Genomic DNA, 26,747 nt, shown 5'->3' with positions numbered 1-26,747 from the left:
AATCGACTGTTTCCCAAGTGTTGCCCCCGCCTCGGAGAAGTACAATGAACGCCCATACCATCCCCGAACTGCGTTATGCGATGAGCCGCGAAGCCATCATCGGTCACGAAACCGCCTGGAAGGTGTCGAGTTTCGGCGTCGCGCAATATCTGCACGGCTATGACCCGGCCCTGCTTGCAGCAATTGAGGAAGCTGCTCTGAAGCTCAAGGCCAGCCATGCCGTGCACAAGCACCTTGACTTGACCTTCATCACCGGCGCCGACCGTTTCATCCCCGAGATCAAGGAGTTGCTGCATGACAAGCTGCGCCTGGAGCGGCTGTCCGACATGATGGGCACCAAGCTGGAACCCTATCCGCTGTCGATCGTCGGCTCGACGGTGACCTTCATGAATCCCAAGGACGGCGCCGTTGAATGGCATTGCGATGGCGTTCCGGTCACCGAGCTCATTCCGCTGTCGATCAGCAATCCGCTCGTCGGCGGCCACCTCGAAATCTACTGCGACGACTCCGAAACCGGCCGCGCCATCCTCGAATCCGGCCGCGAGATTCCGCGCAACCGCGTCATGCGCATCGATCACAAGATGAACTACGCCACGCTTGGGCAGTTTCTCGGTGTCCTGCATCGCACCGCGCCGATCCGCTTCGGCGAGCGCGTCACGCTGGTGCTCAACCAACGCTCGGTGGCCAAGCCCTATGTCGACGACAACCGCATGTTCTATCTCGCCGCCGACAACGACCATGACCGCGAATGGGTCAACGAGCTGGCCGAAGACGTCTGGACCAACCAGTTGCCGGCCTATCGCCGGTTCGAGCAAGAGCATCCCGTTCCGGAGTCGTCCGAGGCGCCGATTCCGGGCGGAGCCAGGGAATCATGGTAATGAGCCTTGATCCCGAAAAGTGGGAACCGGCTTTCGGACAGGATCATGGTCGAACGCAGAGATAGAGCGCCACACCGGTTCCTTCGGCATGGATCCGGCTCGGCATCCGCGCTGGTCTTTGCTGCCGGCGCGGTGGCGTTGTGGTCGACCAATGCGCTGGTCGGCAAATCCCTGCTGGCCAGCCATCCGGTGTCGCAGGTGCAGTTCCTGCAATTTACAGGAGCTGCGCTTGTCTTCGCCGCCATCCGGTTGATGAGCCGGGAAAGGCCCGCGCCGGTCTCGGCTGGGCCAGGGCTCGTCTCGCTCGCGGTCGGCTTCATCGGTCTGGTCGGCACCATGGTGCTGCAATACATCGCTTTCGCTTCGATGCCGGTGATCGAGGCCAATCTGATGGCCTACACCTGGCCGTTGATGGTCGCTGCGGCGGTCATCGCTCTGCAGAATCCGCGGCGCCCGGTGCTGCTGGGCCTCGCCGCGGTGGTGGGCTTCGTCGGCGTTGCACTGGTGATTTCGGGAGGGCGTAACCAATCCTGGCTCCAGGGCGATCTCGTCGGCTATGTCGCCGCATTCGGGTCCGCACTGTGCATGGCCTTCTATTCGGTCATGGTGGGACGGGTCGCCACCTCGCCGGATCGCCTGTTGCTGCCATCGTCGCTGATCGGTGTCGCCTTGACGTTCTTGTGGTGCGCTCGCGACGGTTTCGCCTGGCCCGTCGGCATGGACCTGGCACTCGGCCTCTATCTCGGCGCCGGTCCGATGGGGTTGGGCTACTACTTCTGGTCACGCGCCTTGAAGCTCGAAGGCAGCGGCAAGGTCGCGGTCGTCGCCTATCTCACGCCGATCGCCTCGACGCTGCTGCTGACGCTGTCGGGCGAAAGGCTGACGATGACGGCCATTGTCGGAGCCGTCCTCGTCATCGGCAGTTGCGTCGCGGTCGGCGTGGAACGTTCGGAGGCCGAGAACCATGTTTGACGAAAACGAACGTCTGGCCAGGCAGGAAGCGCATTGGCTGATCAAGGAATTTGGCGCCGAGGCACCGCTTTATGCCGCCATGAAGGCCGAAAAGGCTATAGAGCAAAAGGACTTCAGCCGTTGCGCCCGTTGGAAGCGTATTCTAGAGATATTGGCCGACGGTCATGCTGCTAAGTCTGCTAGTCCCAAGTATTAGATTTTCTAATTTGCGCGACGTCGATTTCCCATGAAAAGTATTTTTGCGAGTCTTGATTCCTTGTTGAGACTTGGCGGTCCGTTGGGGGGCGCGGTTAAAAAGATACAAAGACACAAGTCTTCACTGGGGTGGATGACTTTGTCGGAAATAGGGTGATAGAATTGTCAAATATCGATGATAAGACCGTTATCGAACTGACGGCCGATATTGTCTCAGCGTACATAGGCAACAATCCGCTTCCGGCTTCCGGTCTGCCTGAGTTGATTGCCAGCGTCAGCGCTTCGGTGCGCAAGCTGGCTGGTGCACCTGTCGCGGAAAGCCCAAGCCTGGTTCCGGCCGTGAACCCGAAGAAGTCGGTGTTTCCCGACTACATCATCTGTCTTGAGGACGGAAAGAAGTTCAAGTCGCTCAAGCGACACCTCAGGACCGATTATGGCCTGAGCCCGGACGACTACCGGGCCAAATGGAGCTTGCCGCCGGACTATCCGATGGTTGCGCCAAACTATTCGGCGACACGGTCGGCGCTGGCAAAGTCGACAGGACTTGGCCGCAAGCCGGCAGCAGCGCCGGCTGTCGCAGCCAAGGCGACGAAGCGCAAGGCGACGTCCTGAGCGCTTCCTGGCCGGGTGGGTAGGCTGATCGGCTGCCTTGACGACGCCTTTGCGGGCGTCGTTTTCAGGCCTTGTGCGGCCAACTGGCCCGCAAGGTCTTGCGAAGCGTTGATGTCCGGTGCAAAAGCGCGGCCATGCTGATCATCAACGACCTTTCGCTCCGCATGGCCGGACGCCTGCTTCTCGACCACGCCTCGCTGACCTTGCCGGCCGGCACCAAGGCCGGTCTTGTCGGTCGCAACGGCACCGGCAAGACGACGCTGTTCAAGGCCATCACCGGCGACCTCGCCTCCGAGACCGGCTCCATCAGCCTGCCCAAGAACACCCGCATCGGCCAGGTGGCGCAGGAAGCGCCCGGCACCGAGGACCCGCTGATCGAGATCGTGCTCAAGGCCGATCTCGAGCGGACGGCACTCCTTGAAGAGGAAAAGACCGCCACCGATCCGCACCGCATCGCCGACATCCACATGCGCCTGGCCGACATCGACGCGCACTCGGCCGAGTCGCGCGCGGCCACCATTCTTGCCGGTCTCGGCTTCGACGATGCTGCGCAGCGCCGCCCGGCCTCGTCCTTCTCCGGCGGCTGGCGCATGCGCGTGGCGCTCGCGGCCGTACTGTTTGCCGAGCCCGACCTTTTGCTGCTCGACGAGCCGACCAACTATCTCGATCTCGAAGGCACGCTGTGGCTGGAAAACTATGTGTCGAAGTATCCGCACACCGTTCTTCTGATCTCGCATGATCGCGACCTGCTCAACCGCGCCGTCAATTCTATTGTTCATCTCGACCAGAAGAAGCTGACCTTTTGGCGTGGCGGCTACGATCAGTTCGAGCGTCAGTATACCGAGCAGAAGGAACTGCAGGAGAAGGGCCGGGTCAAGCAGGAAGCCGCCCGCAAACATATGGAATCCTTCGTCGAACGCTTCCGCGCCAAGGCTTCCAAGGCGAGACAGGCGCAGTCGCGCATCAAGGCGCTGGAAAGGATGAAGCCGATCGCCGCGATCGTTAACGATACGGTGCGGCCGTTCTCCTTCCCCGAGCCGGTGAAGACGGTAGCCTCGCCGATCGTAGCGCTGAACAACGTCAATGTCGGCTACACCGAGGGGCAGCCGATCCTCAAGAAGATGACGCTGCGCATCGACGCCGACGACCGCATCGCGCTGCTCGGCGCCAACGGCAACGGCAAGTCGACCTTCGCCAAATTGCTGTCCGGCCGGCTGAAGCAGGAGACCGGCACCATGACGGTGGCGCCCGGCCTGAAGGTGGCGATCTTCGCCCAGCATCAGCTCGACGATCTCCGCCCGGAGGAGAACGCTTATGAGCATGTCCGCCGGCTGATGCCGGAGGCGCCGGAATCCAAGGTGCGCGGCCGTGTCGCCCAGTTCGGCCTCACCACCGAGAAGATGAACACCGCCGCCAAGGACCTGTCGGGTGGTGAGAAGGCGCGGCTTCTGATGGGTCTGTCGGCCTTCGAGGGACCGAACCTGTTCATCCTCGACGAGCCGACCAACCATCTCGACATCGACAGCCGCGAATCGCTGATCCATGCGCTGAACGAATTTCCGGGCGCCGTGATCCTGATCTCGCACGACCGCCATCTGCTCGAGGCGACCGCCGACCGGCTGTGGCTGGTCAAGGACGGCGCGGTCAACCCGTATGACGGCGACCTCGAAGACTACAAGACGCTGGTCACCGGTGTCTCCGGCGACCGCCGCGGCAAGCGCGAGGCGGACAAGGCGTCAAAGGCCGACCGCCGCCGCGACGCGGCGGCGCGTCGCGCCGCCTTCGAGCCGCTGGCCAAGGAAATCCGCGCCACCGAAGCGCTGATGGACCGCATCCGCAAGCGCATCGACGGCATCGAGGACGAACTGTCCAATCCAGCCGTCTACGAGAAGGATCCCTCGACGGCGACCCGGCTGGCCAAGGAGCGCTCGCAGCTGGCCCAAACGCTGGCCGGCCACGAGGAAAAATGGCTGACCATGTCGGCCGAATACGAGGAAGGCACGGCGGAGTAGGGGGAGAAGGTAAGGGCCTCATCTGGCCCTACACGCCGCATTCGATAGCCGCTAGACAACTCCCATGAACCAGCACGCCAAGCTTCGCATCGGCCATTCGGCCTGTCCGCATGATTGCCCATCGACCTGCGCGCTCGAGGTAGAGTTGCTTGACGGCAACCGCATCGGCCGCGTCCATGGCGCCAAGGCCAACAGCTATACATCAGGCGTCATCTGCGCCAAGGTCGGGCGCTATGCCGACCGCGTCCATCATCCCGACCGTCTGATGAAGCCGCTGGTGCGTGTCGGCGCCAAGGGCGACGGTGCCTGGAAAAACGCCAGCTGGGAGGCCGCGCTCGACCTCGTCGCCGAAAAGTTCATCGCGGCCGAGAAGACATACGGCTCGGAGACGGTCTGGCCCTATTACTATGCCGGCACGATGGGGCTGGTGCAGCGCGACGGCATCGACCGGCTGCGCCACGCCAAGAAGTATTCCGGCTTTTTCGGTTCGATCTGCACCAATCTGGCCTGGACCGGCTGGATGATGGGGGCCGGAGCCTTGCGCGGACCCGATCCGCGCGAGATGGCGAAATCCGATTGCGTGGTGATCTGGGGCACCAATGCCGTGGTCACGCAGGTCAACGTCATGACCCACGCCATCAAGGCGCGCAAGGAGCGCGGCGCCAGGATCGTCGTCATCGACGTCTATGAGAACGCGACGATGAGGCAGGCCGATCTCGGCCTGGTGCTGAAGCCCGGCACCGACGGAGCGCTGGCCTGCGCGGTCATGCACGTGCTGTTCAGGGAAGGCATGGCCGACCGCGCCTATCTCGAAAAATACACCGATGATCCAAAGGGGCTGGAAGAGCATCTGCGGACGCGCACGCCGGAATGGGCGGCCAGCATCACCGCTCTGACGGTCGCCGAGATCGAGGCTTTCGCCCGCCTCGTCGGCACGACCAAGAAGACCTATTTCCGTCTCGGTTACGGGTTTTCGCGCCAGCGCAACGGCTCGGTCAACATGCACGCCGCCGCCTCCATCGCCGCCGTCACCGGCTGCTGGCAATATGAGGGCGGTGGCGCCTTCCATTCCAATTCCGGCATCTTCAAGCTCAACCAGGAGGTGCTGGAAGGTACGAAGATGCGCGATCCCTCGGTCCGCTATCTCGACCATTCGCGCATCGGCCCGGTGCTGACCGGGGCAAAGGACGCGCTCTATGGCGGCCCGCCGGTGACGGCGATGCTGATCCAGAACACCAACCCTGTTAATGTCGCGCCCGAGCAGCGGCTGGTGAAGCAGGGTTTTCTGCGCGACGACCTGTTCACCTGCGTGCACGAGCAGTTCATGACCGACACGGCCAGGCTCGCCGATGTCGTGTTGCCGGCGACAATGTTCCTCGAGCATGACGACGTCTACAAGGGCGGCGGCAACCAGCACATCACGCTCGGCCCCAAGCTGATCGACCCGCCGGAAGGGCCACGCACCAACCATTTCGTCATCGAGGAATTGGCTGAGCGCCTCGGCGTCGCCGATCGTCCAGGCTTCGGCCTGACCGAACAGCAGCATATCGACATCATCCTGGGCAAGCGCGGGCTGGGCAGCTTCGATAGCTTGAAGGAAGACAAGTGGGTCGACCTGCAGCCGGATTTCGACACCGCGCATTTCATCAAGGGATTCGGCCATGCGGATGGAAAATTCCGCTTCCGCGCCGACTGGACCGGGCAGGCGGCGCCCAACCGGCCGCCGAAGAGCATGGGCCTGTTCGGGCCGGTGGAGCGGCTGCCGGAATTCCCCGACCATGTCGACCTGATCGAGGTCGCCGATGAGGCGCATCCGTTCCGGCTGACGACATCGCCGGCGCGCAATTTCCTCAACTCGACCTTCTCGGAAACACCGGTGTCGAAGGCCAAGGAGGTTCGGCCGGAACTGCTTCTGCATCCCGACGATGCGGCGGCTCATGGGCTGGCCGACGGCGACCGCGTCGAGGTCGGCAACCAGCGCGGCGAAGTGGTGCTGCACGCGAGACTGTTCGACGGCATCAAGCGTGGCGTCGTCATCGCCGAGGGCATCTGGCCCAACAGCGCGCATGAGCGCGGCGAGGGCATCAACGTGCTGACCGGCGCCGACGCACCCGCACCCTATGGCGGCGCTGCCTTCCACGACAACAAGGTCTGGCTGCGCGCGGCAAGCTGAAACGGAAGCGAACTCGGCTCGTCGCGCGCCGAATCATACCGGCAGGATTTCAGCCGCCTTTTTTCGATCTCGCCGGAGGCGGATGTCGTCGGCGATCTGCTCTGCCTCGATCGAGATTTCGCGCAGCAATCCAGTGACCGCATTGTGAAAGCCGATGAGATAGAGGCCGAGCTCTGACGCCCTCTCGTTGACGCCGCTAGGCCCCGGCTGGACGTCGGGCTGCAGCAACCCAGCATAGCCCGGCCGGAAGCCGGTGGCGAAGATGATCGCATCGAACTCGTCGCGCTTGCCGTCGGCAAAACGAGCGCCTCGTTCTGATATCTCGGCGATGTCGGGCGCGACCTTGATCGCGCCTTCGCGGATCTTGCGTATGGTGCCGACATCGATCACCGGAATGCGCGATGCAAGAGCGATCTGCCGCAGCAGTCCTTGCTTCGGCCGCTTGAGCCCGTATTTCTCCAGCCTGCCCAGTGCCAGATCGAGGATGATGGGGAACAACGCATCATTGATGCGTTGCGGCCCCAGGCGCGCCGCCATGCCGATCATCTGGATGGGCACGCCTAACAGCTCGCGCGGCACGATATGAACGCCGCCGCGCACCGAAATCGTCGGTCGCGCGCCGCCTTCCACCAGATCGAGCGCAATCTCGGCGCCGGTGTTGCCCATGCCGACGATCAGCACCGACTGGCCGGCGAAAGGCGAGGCGTTGCGATAGTCGGCGCTATGCAGCCTTTTACCGCTGAAGGCATCGGCGCCGGCAAATCCAGGCATCAGCGGCTCGGCGTTATAGCCCGACGCGATCACCACGTGGGAGGCATGCAGGGCGCCGGATGTCGCCTCGACAAGCCAGCTCCGACCTTGCCGGGTGACCGCCCGTACCGTTTCTCCAAATCGGGGCCGCAGGTCGAAGCGTTGCGCGTAGGCGTCGAGGTAGTCGGCGAAGAGATCGCGCGGCACGTAGCGCGGATAATCCTTGGGAAAGGGTACGAAGGGCAGCGAGGAATAGCGTTTGGTCGTGTGCAGGTGGACGCGCTCATAGTGGCGTCGCCAGGCGGGTGCGGCCTGCGCCTCCTTTTCGAGAAGAATGAAGTCGACGCCGGCCTGTCGCAGGCAAGCCGCAGCAGCCAGGCCTGCCGGTCCGGCACCGATGATTGCAACTGAGGTGATGTCGTCCAAGCGCGCCTCCGTCAACAAATTCGCGTCCGGGAATGTCAAAAGCATGGCAGCCGGAGCCTGCCAGCCATTCTCAGCCAGGCAAGGGCACCGTCAGCCCGACCTTGACGCGGTCCATGGCGACGAAGGTGCGGAACTTCCGCACATTGTTGCTGTCGAAGAACAGTTTTCGCGTCAGCGCCTCATAGGCGGCCATGTCGGCCACGGTGATGACCAGGATGAAATCGGCCTCGCCGGTGACGTAGTAGCATTGCTGGACTTCCGGCGCGGCCGAGAATTGCCGCTTGGCCGCGTCGATCATCTCCGCGCGTTCGCTCTCGAGCTCCACCTCGACGAAGATGGTGATGGGATGGCCGACCGCCGCCGGCTCGACCACGGCGACGTTGCCGGCAATGACGCCGGTCTGTTCCATGCGCTTGATGCGGCGCTGCACCGCCGGCGCCGACAGGTTGACGGCTTCGCCGATCAGCCGCTGCGGCGTCGTGTTGTCCCGCTGCAGGATGGCAAGGATGGCGAGATCGAAACTGTCGAGCGCGGGCGGCGAGAAAGGCAATGGAGAGAATCCTGACGAAACAAACTTGCATTTCGAGGCCCATATTACAGCGCTCTTTGCACCGGTCCTGCAATATGGTCTCGCTGAACGCCAAGGAGGCCGCCAGTGTTCCTGCTCAATCACAATGCCTTGCACCGCCAGCCGCTCGACCCGGCCGACGCCGAAATGCTTGGAGTAGCCGGGGCCGATACGGTCGGGCGTTTCCTTGCCCATCGCGACAATCACCGGATGACGCCGCTGCATGCGCTGCCGGCGCTGGCGGCTGAACTTGGCCTCCGTGCGTTGCATGTCAAGGACGAGGGCTTTCGCCTCGGCCTCGGCAGCTTCAAGGCGCTTGGCGGCGCCTATGCCGTCTTCCGCCTGGTGCTGGAAGAGGCCGGCCGGTTGCTTGGCCGGAGCGTCGACGTGGCCGATCTCGACCAGCCAGATGTACGGGCGGTTGCCGCGACGATGACGGTTGCCTGCGCCACCGACGGCAATCACGGCCGGTCGGTCGCGCAAGGGGCGCAACTCGTCGGTGCGCGGGCGGCGATCTTCGTCCACGCCGGCGTCAGCGAGGAGCGTATCGCCGCCATCGCTCGCTATGGAGCCGAGATGATCCGCGTCGACGGCAATTATGACGACTCGGTCAGGCAAGCCGCTCAGGTTTCTGCCGAAAAGGGCTGGACCGTGGTCTCCGACACCTCGTGGCCGGGCTATGAGCGTATTCCCGGCCTCGTCATGCAGGGCTATACGGCGATCGTGCGCGAAGCGTTGCGCCAGCTCGGCGAGCCGCCGACCCACGTCTTCGTCCAGGCCGGTGTCGGCGGCATTGCCGCCGCGCTGGCTGGCCACCTCGCCATCGTGCTCGGTGACGCCAGACCGACCTTCATCGTAGTCGAGCCCGCGCGCGCCGCTTGCGTCTTTGCAGCCGCCCAGGCCGGGCGCGCGGTGAAAGTCGCGCATGGCCAGCCAACGGTGATGGCCATGCTGGAATGCTACGAGGCCTCTCCAGTCGCCTGGCGCGTGCTGGCGCGCGCCGCCGATGCCTTCATGACGGTGGATGAGGACGAGGCCGTCGCGGTGATGCGGCGGTTGGCGCGCCCAAGTGCCGGCGATCCGGTGATCGTCGCCGGCGAAAGCGGCGGCGTAGGCCTGGCCGGATTGATGCGGGCGGTGGCCGAAAACAAGGCTGACCTTGGCCTGGACCGCAAATCGCGGGTTCTGGTGATCAACACCGAAGGCGCCACCGACCCGCATCGCTATGCCGAGCTGGTTGGCATGAGCCCAGCCGATGTGCTGGCCGGCAAGATGCTTGCAGGAAAGACGTTGTGATCACGGTCGATGCGCAGCGCCTGCTTGGCCGTATCCGTGAACTCGGCGCCATCGGCCGTGACAGCGAGGGCAGGCTGATCCGATTGGCGGCCTCCGACACCGACAGGCTGGGCCGCGACCTGCTCGTCGGCTGGCTTCGGCAGGCCGGTCTCGATGTTGCCATCGACCGGATCGGCAACATCTTCGGCATCTGGCAAGGCCCTAACAATGCCGGACAGGCGCCACTGCTCATCGGCTCGCATATCGACACGGTTATCGATGCCGGCATCTATGACGGCTGCTACGGTGTGCTTGCCGGGCTGGAGGTGATCGAGACCCTCAAGGCATCGGGCTTTTCGCCGCCGCGCCCGGTCGCGGTCGCCGCTTTCACCAACGAGGAGGGCGTGCGCTATACCCCCGATATGATGGGCTCGCTGGTCCATGCCGGCGGCATCGGCTTCGAGACGGTGCTGGCGGCTGTCGGCACAGACGGCAGCGTGCTCGGGCAGGAGCTTGCCCGCATCGGCTATGCCGGTGACAAGGAGCCCGGCTTCCTCAAGCCGCACGCCTATCTGGAACTGCATATCGAGCAGGGGCCGGTGCTGGAGCGCGAAGGCGTGCCGATTGGCGCGGTGGAGAATCTGCAGGGCATCTCCTGGCAACGCATCACCATCGACGGCGTCGCCAACCATGCCGGCACCACGCCGATGTCGATGCGCAGCGACGCCGGCCACGCCGCCGCGCGGGTCATCACCTTCCTGCACGATAGGGCCAAAGCCTCGAACACGCCGACGGTCGCCACCGTCGGCACGATGCGCTTCGAGCCGAATGCCATCAACGTCATTCCCTCCCAGGCCGTCTTCACCGTCGATCTGCGCGATCCCGATGAGCAGCGGCTGCAGGCTGAGGAGGCCGCACTTGCTGCCTGTCTCGAACAGCTTGCCGCCGCCGAAGGCGTGACGATCTCGGTCGAGGTGCTGGCCCGCTTCGAGCCGGTGATCTTCGACATCCGCATTGTCGAACTGATCGAGGCTGCCGCGAAAACCCGCGGTCTCGGCGTCAAACGCATGACGTCCGGCGCCGGCCACGATGCACAGATGATGGCGCGTATCGCGCCAGCAGCGATGATCTTCGTGCCGAGCGCCGGCGGCATCAGCCACAATCCGCGCGAGCACACGGAGGATGCCGAGCTTGTTGCCGGTGCCAACATCCTGCTTGATGTGGTCACAGAACTTGCGAAGTAGGTCAGAGGGACAGACGAAATGTCCGAATTCGATTGTGACGCGCTGAAGCAGGAGATGATTGTCTGGCGGCGCGATTTGCACGCGCATCCGGAGTTCGGCTTCGAGGAAAGGCGCACCGCGGCTTTCGTCGCCGCCAAGCTGCGCGAATTCGGCCTCGATGATGTCACTGAGGGCGTCGGCGGCACCGGCGTTGTCGGCACGCTGAAACGCGGCAGCGGCAACCGGGCGATTGCGCTCAGGGCCGACATGGATGCCTTGCGCATCACGGAGCAATCTGCCGTGCCCTACCGTTCCGGCAATCCCGGCATCATGCACGCCTGCGGCCATGACGGCCACACCACCATGCTGCTCGGCGCGGCAAAGCTGCTGGCCGAAGAGGGCGGTTTCGATGGCACCGTACGCTTCATCTTCCAGCCAGCCGAGGAATGGGGCAGGGGCGCCCTCGCGATGCTCGCCGATGGGTTGATGCAGCGCTTCCCATTCGACGAGATCTTTGGCCTGCACAACATGCCCGGGCTGCCGGTCGGGCATTTCGAGACCCGCGCCGGCCCGATCATGTCGGCCGAGGACAACTTCGAGATCGTGTTGAAAGGGCTTGGCGGTCACGCGGCGCGGCCGCATTCGGGGAACGAAACGCTGGTCGCCGCCTGCGCGCTGGTCACCAATCTGCAGACCATCGTCTCGCGCCGGCTGAGTCCGGCCGACATTTCGGTGGTTTCGGTGACCGAGCTGATCACCGACGGCACCCGCAACGCACTGCCCGGTCTTGCCCGCATTCTCGGCGATGCGCGTAGCTTCCGCCCCGAGGTCAGCGCGGAGATCGAGCGGCAGATGTGCATCATCGCGGAGGGCACCGCCGTCGCCTACAATGTTAGCGCCAAGGTCAGTTACAGCCGCGAGTTCGTGCCGCTAAGCAACGATGCCGAACTGGTCGAAGCGGCGTTTGCTGCCGCGAGAAGCGTTTTCGCGCCCGGCAAAATCGCCGTCGCCCGCGAGCCGATGACAGCCTCGGAGGATTTCGCCCGCTTCCTTGACCATGTGCCGGGCTGTTTCGTCTTCCTCGGCAATGGCGAGACGTCCGCGCCGCTGCACAATTCGAGCTACGACTTCAACGATGACGGGCTGCTGTTCGGCACGAATTTTCATGTCGCCGTGGTCAGGCAAAGACTGGGCGGCGAAGCCGGGAGTTGATTGCGTTTTGATTGCCGGGGCGCGCCCGCCGCTGGCCCAAACACCATCGCTATCGCCAGCCAACTCCCGCGCTTATTGAAATTCCCTGCTGACGGAGATCGGACGCTGATGACCAGGATTTCGCTGCTGGGAATTCCCCACGACGACAACTCGTCTTTCTTCAAGGGCCCGGCGCAGGCGCCTGCCCATATCCGTCCCGAATTGTTCTCCGATGCCTACAGCATGTGGAGCGAAACTGGTTTTGATCTGACCGACAGGCTTGTCGATCATGGCGACATCGGCTTCGACTCCGCCACCGATCCATGGGACTTGATCGAAGGTGAGGTTGGGCGCGTGCTGGAGTTGGGCGATCCGCTGATCTGCCTCGGCGGCGACCATGCCATTTCCTGGCCGATACTGCGCGCGGTGCGCCGCCGACATCCCAGCCTGACCATTCTGCACATCGACGCGCATCCCGATATGTACGATGCCTATCAGGGCAATCCGCGCTCCCACACTTCGCCCTTTGCCCGCATCATGGAACAGCGGCTTGCCGACCGCCTCATCCAGGTCGGCCTGCGAACCGTCAACGACCATCATCGCGACCAGTTCAAGCGGTTCGGCGTCGAGGTGATCGAGGCGGCGCGGTTCGGCGACGATCTGCGGCTCGATCTCAAGACGCCGGTCTACATCTCGATGGACCTCGACGGGCTCGACCCGGCCTTTGCGCCAGGCGTCTCGCACCGCGAACCCGGCGGTCTGACCACCCGTCAGGTCATCAGCCTGATTCAATCGGTCAACCAGCCGATCGTGGCGGCTGATATCGTTGAACTAAACCCGCCTCGCGACATCGCCAACCTGACCGCCACCGTGGCGGCAAAACTGCTCAAGGAAATTGCCGGCATGATGGTCAAGACACGACTGTGACGGGCCGGCGACGTGCAGCGGATCGGTACGCTTTTAACTAAAACGATCGCCCGATGACGCGAGGGAAAGACTCAGCTAGGCTCCAATGTGCGGCGGACCTCTTATCCGCTTGGCCGGCGCTTCATTCTTCCTCCCAAGCGGCGCCGGCCTCCTTCCCCAAAAGTCCTTTCTCATACGCCAATTCATCCTCGCATCGGCGTTGCGAACAAAGCAGAAACGATGCTTGATGGGCGATGAACCTCGCCACCTCTGATTCGACCTTTCGGGACCAGACCGTCCAGCCCGCCTATCTCACACGGCTGAACGACGCCCAGCGTCTGGCGGTCGAGCATGGTGACGGCCAGATTGCCGGACCGCTGCTGGTCATTGCCGGCGCCGGTTCAGGCAAGACCAACACGCTGGCGCATCGCGTCGCCCATCTGATCGTCAAGGGGGCCGACCCGCGCCGCATCCTGCTGATGACCTTTTCGCGCCGCGCCGCGTCCGAAATGGCCAGGCGCGTCGAGCGCATCGCCGGCGAGGTGCTCGGCCGCGACGCCGCGGTGATCACCGACGCTCTGACCTGGGCCGGCACCTTTCACGGCATCGGCGCCCGGCTGCTGCGCGACTATGCGCTGGAGATTGGCCTCGATCCGGCCTTCACCATCCACGATCGCGAGGATTCCGCCGACCTGATGAATCTGATCCGGCATGAGCTGGGGTTCTCGAAGACGGAAGCGCGCTTTCCGACCAAGGGCACCTGCCTTGCCATCTATTCGCGTGCCGTCAACGCGCAGGCGCCGCTGGGCGAAGTGCTGGGGTCCGCCTTTCCCTGGTGCGCCGGCTGGGCGGAGCAGCTGAAGCAATTGTTCGCCGGATATGTCGAGGCCAAGCAGGCGCAGAACGTGCTCGATTACGACGACCTGCTGCTCTACTGGGCGCAGATGGCGGCCGAGCCCGAAATAGCCGCGCATCTCGGTGGGCGTTTCGACCATGTGCTGGTCGACGAATACCAGGACACCAACCGGCTGCAGGCCTCGATCCTGATGGCGCTCAAACCCGACGGCGCCGGGCTGACGGTGGTCGGCGACGACGCGCAGTCGATCTATTCGTTCCGTGCCGCCGAGGTGCGCAACATCCTCGATTTTCCCCAGCAGTTCGCGCAGGCCGCCGACGTGGTGATGCTGGAGCGCAATTATCGCTCGACCGAGACCATCCTGGCCGCCGCCAATGCGGTGATCGGCGAGGCCTCGGAGCGCTTCACCAAGAACCTTTGGTCGGAGCGCAAATCCACCGACAAGCCAAGGCTGGTGAGCGTGCGCGATGAGGTCGAGCAGGCCAATTTCGTCTGCGATACCATTCTGGCCGAGCGAGAAGCTGGCACGGCGCTGAAATCGCAGGCGGTGCTGTTTCGCGCCTCCCACCATAGCGGCCCGCTGGAGATCGAGCTGACCCGGCGCAACATTCCCTTCGTCAAGTTCGGCGGCCTGAAGTTCCTCGATGCTGCTCACGTCAAGGATGTGCTTGCGGTGCTGCGCTTTGCCGAAAACCCGCGCGACCGCGTCGCCGGCTTCCGCGTGCTGCAGCTGATGCCGGGCATCGGCCCTTCGGTCGCCGCGCAAATCGTCGAGACGATGACCACCGCGCTGGACGAGGCGATGGGGTTGGCCGGCTGGCGCCCGCCGCAGCGCGCGGCCGATGACTGGCCGGGCTTCGTCTCCCTCTATTCCGGCCTGCGGGCCGGCGCCAAATGGCCGGCCGATCTCGAACAGGTCAGGCTCTGGTACGAGCCGCATCTGGAGCGCATCCACGAGGATGCGATCACGCGCCGGGCCGACCTTTTGCAGCTCGAACAGATCGGCTCGGGCTATGCCTCACGCGAACGCTTCCTCACCGAGCTGACGCTCGATCCGCCGGACGCGACCAGCGACCAGGCCGGACCGCCGCACCGTGACGAGGATTATCTGATCCTGTCGACAATCCATTCGGCCAAGGGCCAGGAATGGAAGAATGTCTTCGTGCTCAACACGGTCGACGGCTGCATCCCGGCCGATCTCGGCGTCGGCACCAAGGAGGACATCGAGGAGGAGCGCCGGCTGCTCTACGTGGCGATGACCAGGGCCAAGGACAATCTCAGCCTGGTCATGCCGCAGCGCTTCTTTCCGCACGGCCAGGCGGCGCGCGGCGACCGCCATCTCTATGCCTCGCGCACCCGTTTCATCCCGGCCTCGATCCTTGCAGCCTTCCAGCAGGTCTCGTGGCCGAGCGCGCAGGCGGCACAGGGCAGGGCGCCCCGGCCGGAGGTGCGCGTCGACATTGGCGCGCGCATGCGCGGCATGTGGAAATAGCCGCGAGATAAGCGCCATGCCCCAACCACCGGTCAGGATCGCCATCGCGGGTGCACTGGGTCGCATGGGCCGCCAGATGGCGAACGCCGTCCAGGCCGATGCGCGGCTGGCGCTCGCCGGTCGCTTCCACCGACCGGGCATTGTCGGCGAAGGGCTGGGGAGCCGCGACGAGGCACTTGCCGAGGCCGATGTGGTGATCGATTTCACCACGCCGGCGGCCTCGGCCGATCTGGCAAGGTTTTGCGCCGATCGAGGCGGGCCGGCGCTGGTCGTTGGATCGACAGGTTTCGATGCTGCTGAGCTGGCCGCCATCGCCGATGCCGCGAAGACCATCGCCATCGTCCGCTCCGGCAGTTTTTCGCTCGGGCTGAATATGCTGGTCGGACTGGTCGAGCAGGCGGCGCGAGCGCTCGATCCCGAGGACTGGGATGTCGAGATTGTCGAGGCGCATCATCGCCACAAGATCGATGCGCCGTCCGGGACGGCGCTGATGCTGGGACAAGCCGCCGCCAGCGGGCGCGGCATCGAACTGGACACGGTCGCAAGGCGCGTCCGCGATGGCGTCACAGGCGTGCGGCCGCCCGGTGAGATCGGCTTTGCGGTGATGCGCGGCGGCAGCATCGTTGGCGAGCACAGCGTCAGCTTCTGCGCCGAGGGCGAGACGGTGACCTTGTCGCATGCGGCCGGCGACCGCAGCATGTTCGCCCGTGGCGCCATCGCCGCGGCACTCTGGGTCGCGAGGCGCTCGCCCGGTGAATATGATATGCGCGACGTGCTGGGATTGAGCGATCGAGCGAGGTGAACGGTCCGCGACCGGATCTCGTGATTAGCCAAACGAACTGCTGCTGATCCTCGTTTTCGGCAACTGGCTCTATCCAGATCATGATCGGGCTAGCATCGGCTTACCGATCCGTAAGGTTTGCGGTGATTTTCGGCACGGCCTTGAAAGGTGAATGAAAGCTTGGTGCCATAAGTGTTGGGCGCGCGCCCCGTATTTGTCGCGGAAAGCGATGGGAGAGAGAGGGCGCGGGAAACGAACAAAGGGAAGAGGCCATGTCGCTCGCGCGAATACTGCTTGATTCAGCCGCCACAACCGCACTTGTCGCCGTCATGGCCTTGTCCGCGCCGTCTGCGCGCGCCGACGAAAAAGTCTCCATCATGGTCGGCGGTTATGAGAAACAGATCTATCTGCCCGCCAAGCTGACCGAGGCGCTCGGTTACTTCAAGGACGAGGGTCTCGATGTTGAGTTGCTGAATGAACCGGCCGGCGTCGATGCCGAAAACGAGATGCTCGCCGGTGCCGTGCAGGGGGTTGTCGGCTTCTACGATCACTGCATCGACCTGCAGGCAAAGGGCAAATTCGTCGAATCCATCGTCCAGTTCAGCCAGGCGCCGGGCGAGGTCGAGCTTGTTTCGGCGAAACACCCCGAGATCAAATCGCCAGCCGACTTCAAGGGCATGAGCCTGGGCGTGACCGGTCTGGGCTCATCGACGAATTTTCTTACGGAATACCTCGCCGTCAAGAACGGTTTGAAGCTCGGTGACTTCACCTCTGTTCCGGTCGGCGCCGGCACCACCTTCATCGCTGCCATGCAGCAGGACAAGATCCAGGCAGGCATGACGACAGAGCCGACGATCACGCGACTGCTGAAGACCGGCGAAGCGTCCGTTCTCATCGACATGCGCACAATGGAAGGCACCAAGGCTGCTCTCGGCGGCACCTACCCGGCCGCCTCCCTCTATATGCAGACCGATTGGGTCGAAGCGCATAAGGACGTCGTGCAGAAGCTGGCCAATGCCTTCGTCAAGACGCAGAAATTCATCAACACCCACACTGGCGCCGAAATCGCCGACAAGATGCCGAAAGACTATTATGTCGGCGACAAGGAGGGCTACGTGAAGGCCCTCGATGCAGGCAAGGCCATGTTCACTCCCGACGGGATAATGCCCGAAGGGGGTCCTGAGACAGTGCTGACGGTTCTTTCGGCCTTCAAGAAGGAACTACAGGGCAAGCAGATCGACCTCTCCAAGACCTACACCTCGGAATTCGTCAAGAACGCCAAGTAGCAGACAGTGCCGGCGCGATGAACGACATCGCGCCGGTGCCCGTCAGTTTCTCACGTCCGGCGGCCTAGGGCCGACGGGCGGGCGTCGGCTCGTACCCAGGAGTTCCACCATGGCCATTGAAAAAAATGCACCGGCGATCGAGCTGATCAACGTCAGCCGGCGTTTCCTTTCACCCACCGGCAAATCGCTGACAGCATTACGCGATTTCACCATGACCGTTGAACGCGGCGAATTTGTCGCTGTTGTCGGCCCGACCGGCTGCGGAAAATCCACCACCCTCAACCTTGTCACGGGGTTGGCAAGCCCAAGTGCCGGCGAGGTTCGCGTCATGGGCGCCCCGGTCACGGGAATAGACCCGCGCATTGGTTTTGTTTTCCAAAGTGACGCCTTGTTTCCTTGGCGAACGGTGATCGAAAACGTGATGGCTGGTCCACTCTTTCGCGGTAGAGCGAAGTCGGACGCTACGGCCGCGGCGCGCGACTGGCTGGCGCGTGTCGGCTTGTCACGTTTCGAGCAGCACTATCCGCATCAGCTTTCTGGCGGCATGCGCAAACGTGTGGCGTTGGCCCAGACTTTCATAAACGGACCCGAGATTCTTCTCATGGATGAGCCGTTTTCCGCGCTCGATGTTCAGACGCGCGTGCTGATGCACGAGGAACTGCTGCGCCTGTGGTCTGAGGCAAAGGCTTCGGTGGTCTTCGTCACGCATGATCTCGAAGAGGCGATTGCGCTCGCCGACAAGGTCTATGTCCTGACCGCCGGACCGGCCACGGTGAAATCGGTCTACACCATCGATCTGCCGCGCCCGCGCGTGGTCGCCGATATCCGCTACGAGCAGAGCTTCATCAATTACTCGCGCACGATCTGGGCCGACCTCAAGGAAGAGGTTGAAACCAGCTATGCGCGCGCCGCAGCCTGAGGAGGAACGCCATGACCGATGCCGCCATTGACATCAGCGCAGGAGCTTTCAGTCCGGGCACTTCGGATGCGGAAATCGAGGCAGCCGCCGCGAAGGCGGCACGGCACCGCCGCCGCACCGTGATATTCTGGCGGGTCGCCATTCTGATCGCCTTTCTCGGCCTGTGGGAAATCGCCGCGCGCCAAGCCTGGATCGATCCGTTCTTCTACGCAATGCCGAGCGCGATCGCGCAGCGGCTGTACGAATGGACGACAGAAGGAACGTCAGAGGGGCCTCTGTGGTACCACCTCTATGTCACAATGGAGGAATCGGTCATCGGCTTTGTGACTGGCTCGGTTGCTGGGATCATCATCGGCGTCGCGCTTGGCCGTAACCGCATGGCCGCCGATATCTTCTCCATCTACATCAAGGTGATCAATTCCGTTCCGCGCGTGGTTCTGGCGCCGATCTTCATCATGATTCTTGGCCTCGGCCTCGCTTCGAAAGTGGCACTTGCCTTCGTGATGGTTTTCTTCGTCGTGTTCCACAATGCCTTCCAGGGCGTCCGGGAAGCCGACAGGGCGATGATCGCCAATGCGCGCATCTTGGGTGCATCCAACTGGCAGTTGACCCGCTCGGTGATCGTCCCTTCGGCGATGAGCTGGATTTTCGCCAGCCTGCATGTCAGCTTCGGCTTTGCCATCATCGGCGCGATCGTTGGCGAGTTCGTCGGCTCGCGATACGGCATCGGCCTGCTGATCAACATCGCCAAGGGATCCTTCGACGCCGCCGGCATGTATGCCGCGATCGTCATCGTCATGGTGGTGGCGCTCGGTGCCGAATATCTGATGACCATGGTCGAGGATCGCTTGGCGAAATGGCGTCCCCAGCCACTGCATGAGACGCAGTGAGCGGCAAGCCTAGCTGCTCGCCAAAGGCAGCCTGACCTCAACCACCAGGCCGCCGGTCGCGCCATCCCCGAGGGTGACGCGGCCGCCGGTATTTTCGACGACCTCGCGCACGATGGCGAGGCCAAGGCCGCTGCCTTCCTCGGTCGATCCGGCAACGCGGTAGAAGCGCTCGAAAACATGGTCTCGCTCGTCCACTGGGATGCCGGGCCCGTCGTCGGTGACCGTCAGCACGGCTTCGTCGTCAACGGCCGCCAGCTTGACCGTGATGCTGCCGCCGGCCGGCGAATAGCGCAGCGCGTTGTCGACAACGTTAACGATCATCTCGCGCAGCATAGTGCCGTCGCCGATGACCGGCACGGATCCTGCCTCCTCGAGGCCGAGATCGATGTTGCGACCGATTGCTGTCGGCGCCTGCGTTTCCAGCACATGGCGGGCGGCTTCGGTCAGGTCGACGCGGTCGGCGCGCGGCCGCCGGCTGCCCGGCTCGGCGCGCGACAGGGTCAGGAGCTGTTCGGCCAGCCGCGCCAGTCTGCCGGAGCTAGCCTGGAGCGCCACCAGGGCCTCCTGACGCGCTTCGGCGGCACTTTCGCGCAGCGCGTAGCTCGCCTGCGTTGACAGCAACGCCAACGGCGTGCGCAGCTGGTGCGCCGCATTGGCGATGAAGCGCCGCTGCGCCGCCATCTGCGCCCGCACCCGCTCCATATAGGCGTTCAGCGCATCGATGAGCGGGCGGATCTCGCTTTGCGCGCCAGGAACCTCGACCGGGTCGAGGTCGCTGCGGCTTGGCGACCGCACGGCGTCGCGCAGCCGGATTAGCGGTGCGAGGCCGCGACGCAGGCCCAACAGCACGAAGATGCCGGCAATAGCCACCAGCGCCAGTTGCTGGGCGAAAGCGTTGAACCACAAATGCCGCACCATCGCATCGTGCCCGGCAAGCGTGACGCCAACGGTAACCGATATCGGCGAGTCGTCTCCGGCGCCGACCACGGTGTGGCTGAAAGTAAGCAGCCGCAGCCGGTGGTCGCGATAGGTGGCCTCGATGCTTGGGTGCTTCGGCGCTTCCGGCAGGTCGGGATAGCCGGTCAGCAGCCGCCCTCTGGCAGTCTTGACATGGTAGTAGACACTGTCGCGATCGCCGGTATCGAACATCTCGATCGCCGCCGGCGGTATCGAGGTATCGAGCACGCCGTCTGTCATGGCGACCTGCTCCGCGATGGTCCGTGCCGAACCCAACAACATCCGGTCCGTGACCAGGTCGGCGGTGGCCAGCGCGTTGCCATGGCTGGTCCACAGATTGATGGTGGCGAGCCCGGCGAGCGGCAACACCACCCAGGCCAGCAACTGCAAACGGAGGCTGCTAATCCTCATGGCGCAAGAGATAGCCGAGGCCACGCAAGGTGGCGATCTGGACGCGCGACCCTTCAAGCTTCTTGCGCACACGGTGCACATAGATCTCGATGGCGCTGGGGTCGGCATCGGTCTCGAAATCGTAGATCGCCGCCGACAGCGCCGCCTTGCTCACGGTGCGCCCGGCCTTGACCATCAGTTGTTCCAGCACCGCATGTTCGCGCGGTGTCAACGCCAGCGCTTCGCCGGCCAGCGAAAACAGCCGCGTGTTGGTGTCGAAGACGAGATCGCCGCAGGCAACCACAGGCGCGGTGCGGTCATTGGCGCGGCGCAGTTGCGCGCGGATCCGCGCCTCCAGTTCCTCGATCTGGAACGGCTTGGCCAGATAGTCGTCGGCGCCTTCATTGAGGCCTTTGACCCGGCCGTCGAGACTGGCATTGGCGGTCAGCACGATCACCGGGACCCGGTTGCCGCGCGCCCTTAGCATGCGCAGCACTTCCAGGCCGCCCATACGCGGCAATGCAAGGTCGAGGATGACAAGCGCGTGGCCGCCGGCGGCCAGCGCGTGCTCGACATCTTCGCCGTCATGGACGACGTCGACGACATAGTTCGCCTGGCGCAGGGTCTTGCCCAGCCAGTCGGCCAGTTCGAGATTGTCTTCGACAAGCAGCAGCCGCATTTCTATCGCTGTCTCACTATCCGCCGCCTTCAGTCTTTCACCGGATGGCCTCGGGCTTGATCAGCCGCGGCATCCGACAATGCCGACTGAATGAGCGACAGTATCGATTTCAACGCAAGGTAAATGCGGTCTTGCGGCTGATGACAACGGGTTTTTCGGGCGGGATCGGCTTACTTCGGCGCCAAAATCGAGTTGAACGGATCGGCTTGCGCGCAAGCGCCCACTGTCGATCGAACCAGTCGGTTCAATTTATGTTGACGGACCGTGATGAGATGGTGAACGCCGGCTCGGCGGAAGACCATACAGTTGGCCGAGAGCATCTGGTAACTATTTGATATTGATAAAGAAAATCTTTGCCACTTCGGCTGCTGGCCCCGTTTCAAGGTCTGGATTCGGAGCGCGGAGGAACATCTTCGTGATTGGAAGTCGGCGAACGAGAAACCCATTTCGGTGTGGTCCGAGCGACGCGAAATTCCTCCCAAGGGCACGCCACTAGACGGACTGAACTGAGAACTACTGGAAGTTAAGAAAATGACCAAGATCGCTCTTACCGCCGCCGCCATGCTCGTTGCCACGGGCACCGCTTTTGCCAGCAGCGACCACTATGGCGCCGACAATGTCAACCAGCCGGCCGTGTCCGCGCCCGCTGGTAGAATAGACCACAGCTTCACGGCTTCGATCCGTAGGCCGGTCGAGCACCACGGCTTCTGGCTGACGCCCGATTCGAACCAGCCGGAATCCGGCCAGGGCATCTGGGGCCGGTAAGCCGGCGTCTGTCCGGACCCTCCCAAACCAGAACCATCAACCTTCATTCAGGAGTATTTGAAATGACCAAGATAGCGCTCACCGCCGCCGCCATCCTCGTTGCCACCGGCACCGCCTTCGCCAGTAGCGACAACTATGGCTCAAGCAACGTCAACCAGCCGGTTGCCAGCCACTCGGTTTCCAACATGGACACCATGCACACCGGCTCGATCCTGAAGTCCGAAAAGGCCCAGGCTGACGCCAATGCGAACGTGCCGCCTCAGTCTGGCCAGGGCATCTGGGGCCGCTGATCCACGACGCAGACCTTGACTACAAAGAGCGGTGGGCCTGGCCCGCCGCTCTTGTTTTTTGCGCACAAGGGATAGCCGTCAACTAGTGCATGTCGCCCAGAAGTGGCCCGGTTTTGGGCAACGACATGCATAAAAACAAAGACTTAAGCGCGCCGCCTGAATCCGTTTCAACGTGACGCGCTTTAGGCCTGCGCTTGGCCAACCGATCTTCGCAGTCGGCAAAAAGTTCAGTCTCAAGGAATAAAACCGCACTGCCTGGGGTCTTGTCCTTAGCGGAACCGTCCTCCCAAGACGCCGCCCAACCCAAGAACCAGGAGACTTGAAAATGAACAGGATTGCCCTCGTCGCCACCGCCATCCTCGTTGCCACAGGCAGCGCTTTCGCCGCCAGCGACCACTATGGCTCCAACGAAGCCAACCAGATGGTTGCCCCGGTCGCCGGCGTCGATCATGCCATCACCGGCGCGGTCAACAACCCGGATATGGCTGGGTACAAGGCTGCCGATACCAAGATGAAGACCACCACGGACTGGCCGGAATCCGGCCAGGGCATCTGGGGCAACTGATGTCTCGAGCAGGGTGGACGGCAGGTCGCCTGTCACACCTGTCTTGCACGTTAGCCTAGATCCCTCGGCCGCAGACTATGCGTCAGCCGGGCCGAGGACAGGCCGGACCAATCTCCCTCGAAGACGAAGCGCGCAAGCGATGCAGTCGGGAACTTTTCCTCGAGCCTCTTGCGCGCCGTGGCCTCCGACCCCGGCGCGGCAAGCTGGTTTGCCAAATCTTCCAGGCCCGGATTGTGGCCAACCACCAGCAAGCTGTCGCTTGAAGGGTCGGTCTGACGTATCTGGCCCAAAATATCCGCTGCCGACGCATCATAGAGCGCATCGGCGAACGTGACCCGCGTGTGCGCAGGCAACTCCGCCGCAACCAGCCGCCACGTGTCGCGGGTTCGCAGCGCCGTCGACACCAGTGCCAGGTCCGGCAGCCAGTCGCGCCCCGCAAGCTCGCGCCCCATCAGCTTGGCGGCCTTCAACCCGCGCCCGGCGAGCGGCCGATCGAAATCAGCGAGCTTGGGGTCCTCCCAGCTCGATTTGGCGTGGCGAAGCAGGAGAAGCTGTTTCATCCCCATCTACCCGGCTTAGGGGGTTATCCGCGCCAATTGCTCGAGGTCGGCTTCCTCGCGCAGTGGGTCGGGCGCCATCACCACCGAGGTGGCATTGTCGGCATCGTCGGCAAAGTGGGCCAGCACGGTACGGCCGGCTGCCATTCGCGCCTTGCCCTCTGCGACCAGCCCAAGCGCCAGCGGATAGAGCTGGTGCTCGGCCTTCAGCACACGGGCGGCCAGTGCATCCGCGCTGTCGCCGACCATCACTGGCACGGCCGCCTGCGCGATGATCGGGCCGTCGTCCATTTCGGACGTGACGAAATGAACCGTGCAGCCGTGGATGCGCATGCCGGCGGCCAGCGCGCGCGCATGGGTGTCGAGCCCCTTGAACGCCGGCAGCAGGGCAGGGTGGATGTTGATCATGCGGCCTTGCCATTTCTGGACCAAACCGGGCGTGAGGATGCGCATGTAGCCGGCCAGCGCGACGATCTCGGCATTGAATGCTGCAAGTGCCGCATCGATCGCCGCGTCATGCGCCTGCTTGCTACCATGGTTGGCGCGGGGAATGATCTGTGTGGCGATACCGCGCGCCTTGGCGACACCAAGGCCGGCGGCGTCGGCCTTGTCGGAAATGACGCCGACGATCTCGGCGGGGAAGGCCGGGTCGCTGGCCGCCGCGATCAGCGCGGTCATGTTGGAGCCGCGCCCCGAGATCAGGACAACGGTGCGTTTCCTCTGCGCGCTCATAGGCCGATCGAGCCCCGGTAGATGACGCCGGCATCGCGGCGCGGCACGATGCGGCCGATCGGCGTCACTGTCTCGCCGGCTTCCTGCAGCACGGCGGCGACCTGCGCTGCCTGGCCGGAAGCAACCGCCAAAATCATGCCGATGCCGCAATTGAAGGTGCGCATCATCTCTTCCGGCGCGACACCGCCGGTCCTGGCCAGCCACGAGAACACCGCGGGGACGTCGATCGCCTCGAGGTCGAGCTCGGCCGAAAAATCCTTGGGCAGCACGCGTGGAATGTTTTCGGGGAAGCCGCCGCCGGTGATGTGGGCCAGCGCCTTGATGCCATGCGTGCCGCGTATGGCCTTGAGAATCGACTTGACGTAGATGCGGGTCGGCTCGAGCAGCGCCTCGGCCAACGTCGCCTCATCGTTGAACGGCGCCGGATCGCTCCAGGCGAGCCCGCTGACGGCGACGATGCGGCGCACCAGCGAAAATCCGTTCGAATGCAGGCCCGAGGAGGCGAGCCCAAGCAGCACATCGCCTTCGACGATGTCGTCGGTCGGCAAGAGCTGGCCGCGTTCGGCCGCGCCCACCGCAAAGCCGGCGAGGTCGTAGTCGTTGCCGTGATACATGCCGGGCATTTCCGCCGTCTCGCCGCCGATCAGCGCGCAGCCCGCCTGCCGGCAGCCCGCGGCAATGCCGCCGACGATCGCGGCACCCTGGTCGGGATCGAGCTTGCCGGTGGCGAAATAGTCGAGGAAGAACAGCGGTTCGGCACCTTGCACGACGAGATCGTTGACGCACATGGCGACCAGATCGATACCGATCGTGTCGTGCTTGCCGGCATCGATGGCGATCTTGAGCTTGGTGCCGACGCCGTCATTGGCGGCGACCAGCACCGGATCGGTGAAGCCGGCCGCCTTGAGGTCGAACAGGCCACCAAAGCCGCCAATCTCGCCGTCGGCGCCCGGCCTGCGTGTGGCGCGCACCAGCGGCTTGATTTTCTCGACCATCAGATTGCCGGCATCGATATCGACGCCGGCCTCGGCATAGGTGAGCCCGTTCTTGCGCTTGCTCATTTCTGGCGCTTGCTCATCGTTGTTTCGTTTGCGGGCTCTTCGCATGAACGGCTTCGCCCCGCAAGGATGACGGTGGGATGCCGAAGTTTTGCCCCGATAAAAAACGTGAAGAGCGGGTTTTTCGGCGGCGGTAGCGCCCCTTGTGTGAAATCCCCGCTGTCCTTGCTTTTTATCGGAGGCAAAACCCCGTAGCTCCGTCTGCGCCTTCACCCCTTTGCATCCTTGTGTCTGTCTGTTGTTGGTGCTCTGTTGCTTCGCATCAGGCATCCGGGGACAGGCCATGCCCAATCCGTCGCAACAGATCATGAGGCTAGGCTTTGGATTCGCCGTGTCACAGGCGTTGCGCGTAATTATCGAACTCGGCATCCCCGATCTCCTGGCTGTCAGCGAGCAGTCGGTGGATAAACTTGCAGCTGCCACTCAGTCGGATGCTGACGCGCTTTATCGAGTAATGCGACTTCTCGCGCCGGAAGGCGTCTTTAGGGAAGTACTGCCCCGTCATTTCGAATTGACGGAGGTTGGCGCCGCGCTGCGCTCCGATAAGCCGGGTCCCCGTGACTTCGTCCGCATGATCAACAGTGAGGCCTATCTTGCCTTCGAGCAGCTCCTGCATTCTGTCCGCACCGGAAAGCCAGCCTTCGATAAGGTGTTCGGGAGCCCAAGGTTTGACTGGCTGTCGGAACACCCGGAGCAGGCTGCCTTGTTTCAGCGTGCAATGGTCGCCTTGAGCCAAGGCAGTAACGAGGCCGTTGCCGAAGCTTGTGACTTCAGGCCGTTCACACGGATCGTCGACGTTGGCGGCGGACATGGTCAGCTTCTCTCGGCGATCCTGGCCCGCAACCCCCATTTGAGCGGCGTGCTTTTCGATCTGCCTTCGGGTGTCGCGGCAGCACGCCAGGGTGCCGGAGGCGACCTGCCGCGCACCGAATTTATCGCAGGTGATTTCTTTGAAAGCGTTCCCACCGGTGACGTCTACGTCATCAAGAAGGTCGTTCACGATTGGGACGATGGGCGTGCCGCGGAGATCCTGCGAAATTGCCGCAAGGCAATGTTGCCGAACGGAAAGGTGCTTGTGGCCGAGACCCTCGTGCCGCCAGGTGACGAACCGAACCAGATCAAGGGTATCGACGTGGTCATGCTCGCCGTCACTGGCGGCCTGGAGAGGACGCAGGTCCAATATGCAAGCTTGTTCGACGCCGCTGGGCTACGCCTTGAGCGAGTGATTCAGACCCGAGGACCCATTTCCATCCTTGAGGCGTCTGCAGCCTAACCAGAGAATATCACAATGTGAGCCTAGGTCGCGGTGCCACGCCGTCCAGCTAACCTTTGCTATGTGTGGCGCTTCT

General features: G+C 63.5%; 26 protein-coding genes. 19 read left to right on the top strand and 7 right to left on the bottom strand.

The window, feature by feature from the left end; genetic code table 11:
- Window positions 1-44: 44 nt before the first annotated feature.
- From CGZ66_RS39925 to CGZ66_RS18440, 6 genes are all read left to right on the top strand, one after another.
- Window positions 45-878 carry a hypothetical protein gene (locus tag CGZ66_RS39925; RefSeq protein WP_167392160.1) on the top strand — a complete coding sequence of 278 codons (834 nt, stop codon included), beginning with the start codon at window positions 45-47 and terminating at the stop codon, window positions 876-878.
- A 45-nt stretch (window positions 879-923) separates the two neighbouring features.
- A complete protein-coding gene (locus CGZ66_RS18460; protein WP_095086285.1) occupies window positions 924-1,850 on the top strand; it encodes a DMT family transporter in 927 nt (308 codons plus the stop codon).
- Window positions 1,843-2,046 carry a hypothetical protein gene (locus CGZ66_RS18455; protein WP_095086282.1) on the top strand — a complete coding sequence of 68 codons (204 nt, stop codon included), beginning with the start codon at window positions 1,843-1,845 and terminating at the stop codon, window positions 2,044-2,046. The genes CGZ66_RS18460 and CGZ66_RS18455 overlap by 8 nt, the downstream gene beginning before the upstream one ends.
- Before the next feature lie 161 nt (window positions 2,047-2,207).
- Window positions 2,208-2,657, top strand: coding sequence for a Ros/MucR family transcriptional regulator (locus CGZ66_RS18450; RefSeq protein WP_095086277.1), 450 nt, complete (start codon window positions 2,208-2,210; stop codon window positions 2,655-2,657).
- Window positions 2,658-2,791: 134 nt separating this feature from the next.
- Complete coding sequence (locus tag CGZ66_RS18445) at window positions 2,792-4,669, top strand: ABC-F family ATP-binding cassette domain-containing protein (RefSeq protein WP_095086750.1); 1,878 nt, start codon at window positions 2,792-2,794, stop codon at window positions 4,667-4,669.
- A 64-nt stretch (window positions 4,670-4,733) separates the two neighbouring features.
- Window positions 4,734-6,842 carry a molybdopterin-containing oxidoreductase family protein gene (locus tag CGZ66_RS18440; protein WP_095086273.1) on the top strand — a complete coding sequence of 703 codons (2,109 nt, stop codon included), beginning with the start codon at window positions 4,734-4,736 and terminating at the stop codon, window positions 6,840-6,842.
- A gap of 33 nt (window positions 6,843-6,875) precedes the next feature.
- Here CGZ66_RS18440 and CGZ66_RS18435 read toward each other — a convergent pair whose 3' ends face one another.
- Together CGZ66_RS18435 and CGZ66_RS18430 are read right to left on the bottom strand one after the other, a co-directional pair.
- Window positions 6,876-8,018, bottom strand: coding sequence for a flavin-containing monooxygenase (locus CGZ66_RS18435; RefSeq protein ID WP_095086747.1), 1,143 nt, complete (start codon window positions 8,016-8,018; stop codon window positions 6,876-6,878).
- 70 nt (window positions 8,019-8,088) lie between these two features.
- Entirely contained in the window at window positions 8,089-8,568 is a 480-nt protein-coding gene (locus CGZ66_RS18430; protein ID WP_095086270.1) for an Lrp/AsnC family transcriptional regulator, read from the bottom strand.
- A gap of 105 nt (window positions 8,569-8,673) precedes the next feature.
- Between CGZ66_RS18430 and CGZ66_RS18425 the strand changes: the two genes are divergently transcribed.
- The 9 genes from CGZ66_RS18425 (at window position 8,674) to CGZ66_RS18385 (ending at window position 19,405) form a co-directional block, all read left to right on the top strand.
- On the top strand, window positions 8,674-9,882 hold the full coding sequence (locus tag CGZ66_RS18425; protein WP_095086267.1) for a diaminopropionate ammonia-lyase: 1,209 nt from the start codon (window positions 8,674-8,676) through the stop codon (window positions 9,880-9,882).
- On the top strand, window positions 9,879-11,105 hold the full coding sequence (locus CGZ66_RS18420) for a Zn-dependent hydrolase (RefSeq protein ID WP_095086264.1): 1,227 nt from the start codon (window positions 9,879-9,881) through the stop codon (window positions 11,103-11,105). The genes CGZ66_RS18425 and CGZ66_RS18420 overlap by 4 nt, the downstream gene beginning before the upstream one ends.
- Before the next feature lie 18 nt (window positions 11,106-11,123).
- Complete coding sequence (locus tag CGZ66_RS18415; protein ID WP_095086261.1) at window positions 11,124-12,296, top strand: M20 aminoacylase family protein; 1,173 nt, start codon at window positions 11,124-11,126, stop codon at window positions 12,294-12,296.
- A 108-nt stretch (window positions 12,297-12,404) separates the two neighbouring features.
- The gene (locus CGZ66_RS18410) at window positions 12,405-13,202 is read left to right on the top strand and encodes an agmatinase family protein (RefSeq protein ID WP_095086259.1); all 798 of its coding nucleotides are present in this window, start codon (window positions 12,405-12,407) and stop codon (window positions 13,200-13,202) included.
- Window positions 13,203-13,435: 233 nt separating this feature from the next.
- Window positions 13,436-15,529: an ATP-dependent helicase gene (locus CGZ66_RS18405; RefSeq protein ID WP_095086256.1), complete on the top strand. Its 2,094-nt coding sequence runs from the start codon at window positions 13,436-13,438 to the stop codon at window positions 15,527-15,529.
- Between the two features lie 16 nt (window positions 15,530-15,545).
- Entirely contained in the window at window positions 15,546-16,331 is a 786-nt protein-coding gene (dapB, locus tag CGZ66_RS18400) for a 4-hydroxy-tetrahydrodipicolinate reductase (RefSeq protein ID WP_095086254.1), read from the top strand.
- 308 nt (window positions 16,332-16,639) lie between these two features.
- On the top strand, window positions 16,640-17,596 hold the full coding sequence (locus CGZ66_RS18395; RefSeq protein WP_425352298.1) for an ABC transporter substrate-binding protein: 957 nt from the start codon (window positions 16,640-16,642) through the stop codon (window positions 17,594-17,596).
- Window positions 17,597-17,705: 109 nt separating this feature from the next.
- On the top strand, window positions 17,706-18,515 hold the full coding sequence (locus tag CGZ66_RS18390; RefSeq protein WP_095086248.1) for an ABC transporter ATP-binding protein: 810 nt from the start codon (window positions 17,706-17,708) through the stop codon (window positions 18,513-18,515).
- A gap of 11 nt (window positions 18,516-18,526) precedes the next feature.
- Entirely contained in the window at window positions 18,527-19,405 is an 879-nt protein-coding gene (locus CGZ66_RS18385) for an ABC transporter permease (RefSeq protein ID WP_095086245.1), read from the top strand.
- A gap of 9 nt (window positions 19,406-19,414) precedes the next feature.
- On the opposite strand, the gene CGZ66_RS18380 is transcribed toward CGZ66_RS18385, so the two are convergent.
- Both CGZ66_RS18380 and CGZ66_RS18375 read right to left on the bottom strand, forming a co-directional pair.
- Window positions 19,415-20,773 (bottom strand): sensor histidine kinase, encoded by a 1,359-nt coding sequence (locus tag CGZ66_RS18380; RefSeq protein ID WP_095086241.1) that lies wholly within the window; start codon window positions 20,771-20,773, stop codon window positions 19,415-19,417.
- Window positions 20,763-21,431: a response regulator gene (locus CGZ66_RS18375; protein WP_095086239.1), complete on the bottom strand. Its 669-nt coding sequence runs from the start codon at window positions 21,429-21,431 to the stop codon at window positions 20,763-20,765. Before CGZ66_RS18375 ends, CGZ66_RS18380 begins: the two co-directional genes overlap by 11 nt.
- 531 nt (window positions 21,432-21,962) lie before the next feature.
- On the opposite strand from CGZ66_RS18375, the gene CGZ66_RS18370 reads away from it, so the two are divergent.
- From CGZ66_RS18370 to CGZ66_RS18360, 3 genes are all read left to right on the top strand, one after another.
- The gene (locus tag CGZ66_RS18370; RefSeq protein ID WP_095086236.1) at window positions 21,963-22,196 is read left to right on the top strand and encodes a DUF680 domain-containing protein; all 234 of its coding nucleotides are present in this window, start codon (window positions 21,963-21,965) and stop codon (window positions 22,194-22,196) included.
- A 62-nt stretch (window positions 22,197-22,258) separates the two neighbouring features.
- Complete coding sequence (locus tag CGZ66_RS18365) at window positions 22,259-22,486, top strand: DUF680 domain-containing protein (RefSeq protein WP_095086233.1); 228 nt, start codon at window positions 22,259-22,261, stop codon at window positions 22,484-22,486.
- Window positions 22,487-22,811: 325 nt separating this feature from the next.
- The gene (locus tag CGZ66_RS18360) at window positions 22,812-23,051 is read left to right on the top strand and encodes a DUF680 domain-containing protein (protein ID WP_095086230.1); all 240 of its coding nucleotides are present in this window, start codon (window positions 22,812-22,814) and stop codon (window positions 23,049-23,051) included.
- Between the two features lie 50 nt (window positions 23,052-23,101).
- Here CGZ66_RS18360 and CGZ66_RS18355 read toward each other — a convergent pair whose 3' ends face one another.
- Genes CGZ66_RS18355 through purM form a run of 3 tightly spaced genes read right to left on the bottom strand, consistent with a single transcriptional unit; the run spans window position 23,102 to window position 25,401 of the window.
- Window positions 23,102-23,611 carry a SixA phosphatase family protein gene (locus tag CGZ66_RS18355; RefSeq protein ID WP_095086227.1) on the bottom strand — a complete coding sequence of 170 codons (510 nt, stop codon included), beginning with the start codon at window positions 23,609-23,611 and terminating at the stop codon, window positions 23,102-23,104.
- 15 nt (window positions 23,612-23,626) lie between these two features.
- Entirely contained in the window at window positions 23,627-24,340 is a 714-nt protein-coding gene (gene purN, locus CGZ66_RS18350) for a phosphoribosylglycinamide formyltransferase (RefSeq protein ID WP_095086224.1), read from the bottom strand.
- A complete protein-coding gene (purM, locus tag CGZ66_RS18345) occupies window positions 24,337-25,401 on the bottom strand; it encodes a phosphoribosylformylglycinamidine cyclo-ligase (RefSeq protein ID WP_167392159.1) in 1,065 nt (354 codons plus the stop codon). The genes purN and purM overlap by 4 nt, the downstream gene beginning before the upstream one ends.
- A gap of 280 nt (window positions 25,402-25,681) precedes the next feature.
- On the opposite strand from purM, the gene CGZ66_RS18340 reads away from it, so the two are divergent.
- Window positions 25,682-26,671, top strand: a complete 990-nt coding sequence (locus CGZ66_RS18340; RefSeq protein WP_095086218.1) for a methyltransferase — start codon at window positions 25,682-25,684, stop codon at window positions 26,669-26,671.
- The last annotated feature ends 76 nt before the right edge of the window (window positions 26,672-26,747 follow it).

Origin of the sequence: Mesorhizobium sophorae (assembly GCF_002270415.1) — a bacterium.
Classification (GTDB): domain Bacteria; phylum Pseudomonadota; class Alphaproteobacteria; order Rhizobiales; family Rhizobiaceae; genus Mesorhizobium; species Mesorhizobium sophorae.
This window is presented reverse-complemented; position numbering and strand designations above follow the sequence as displayed.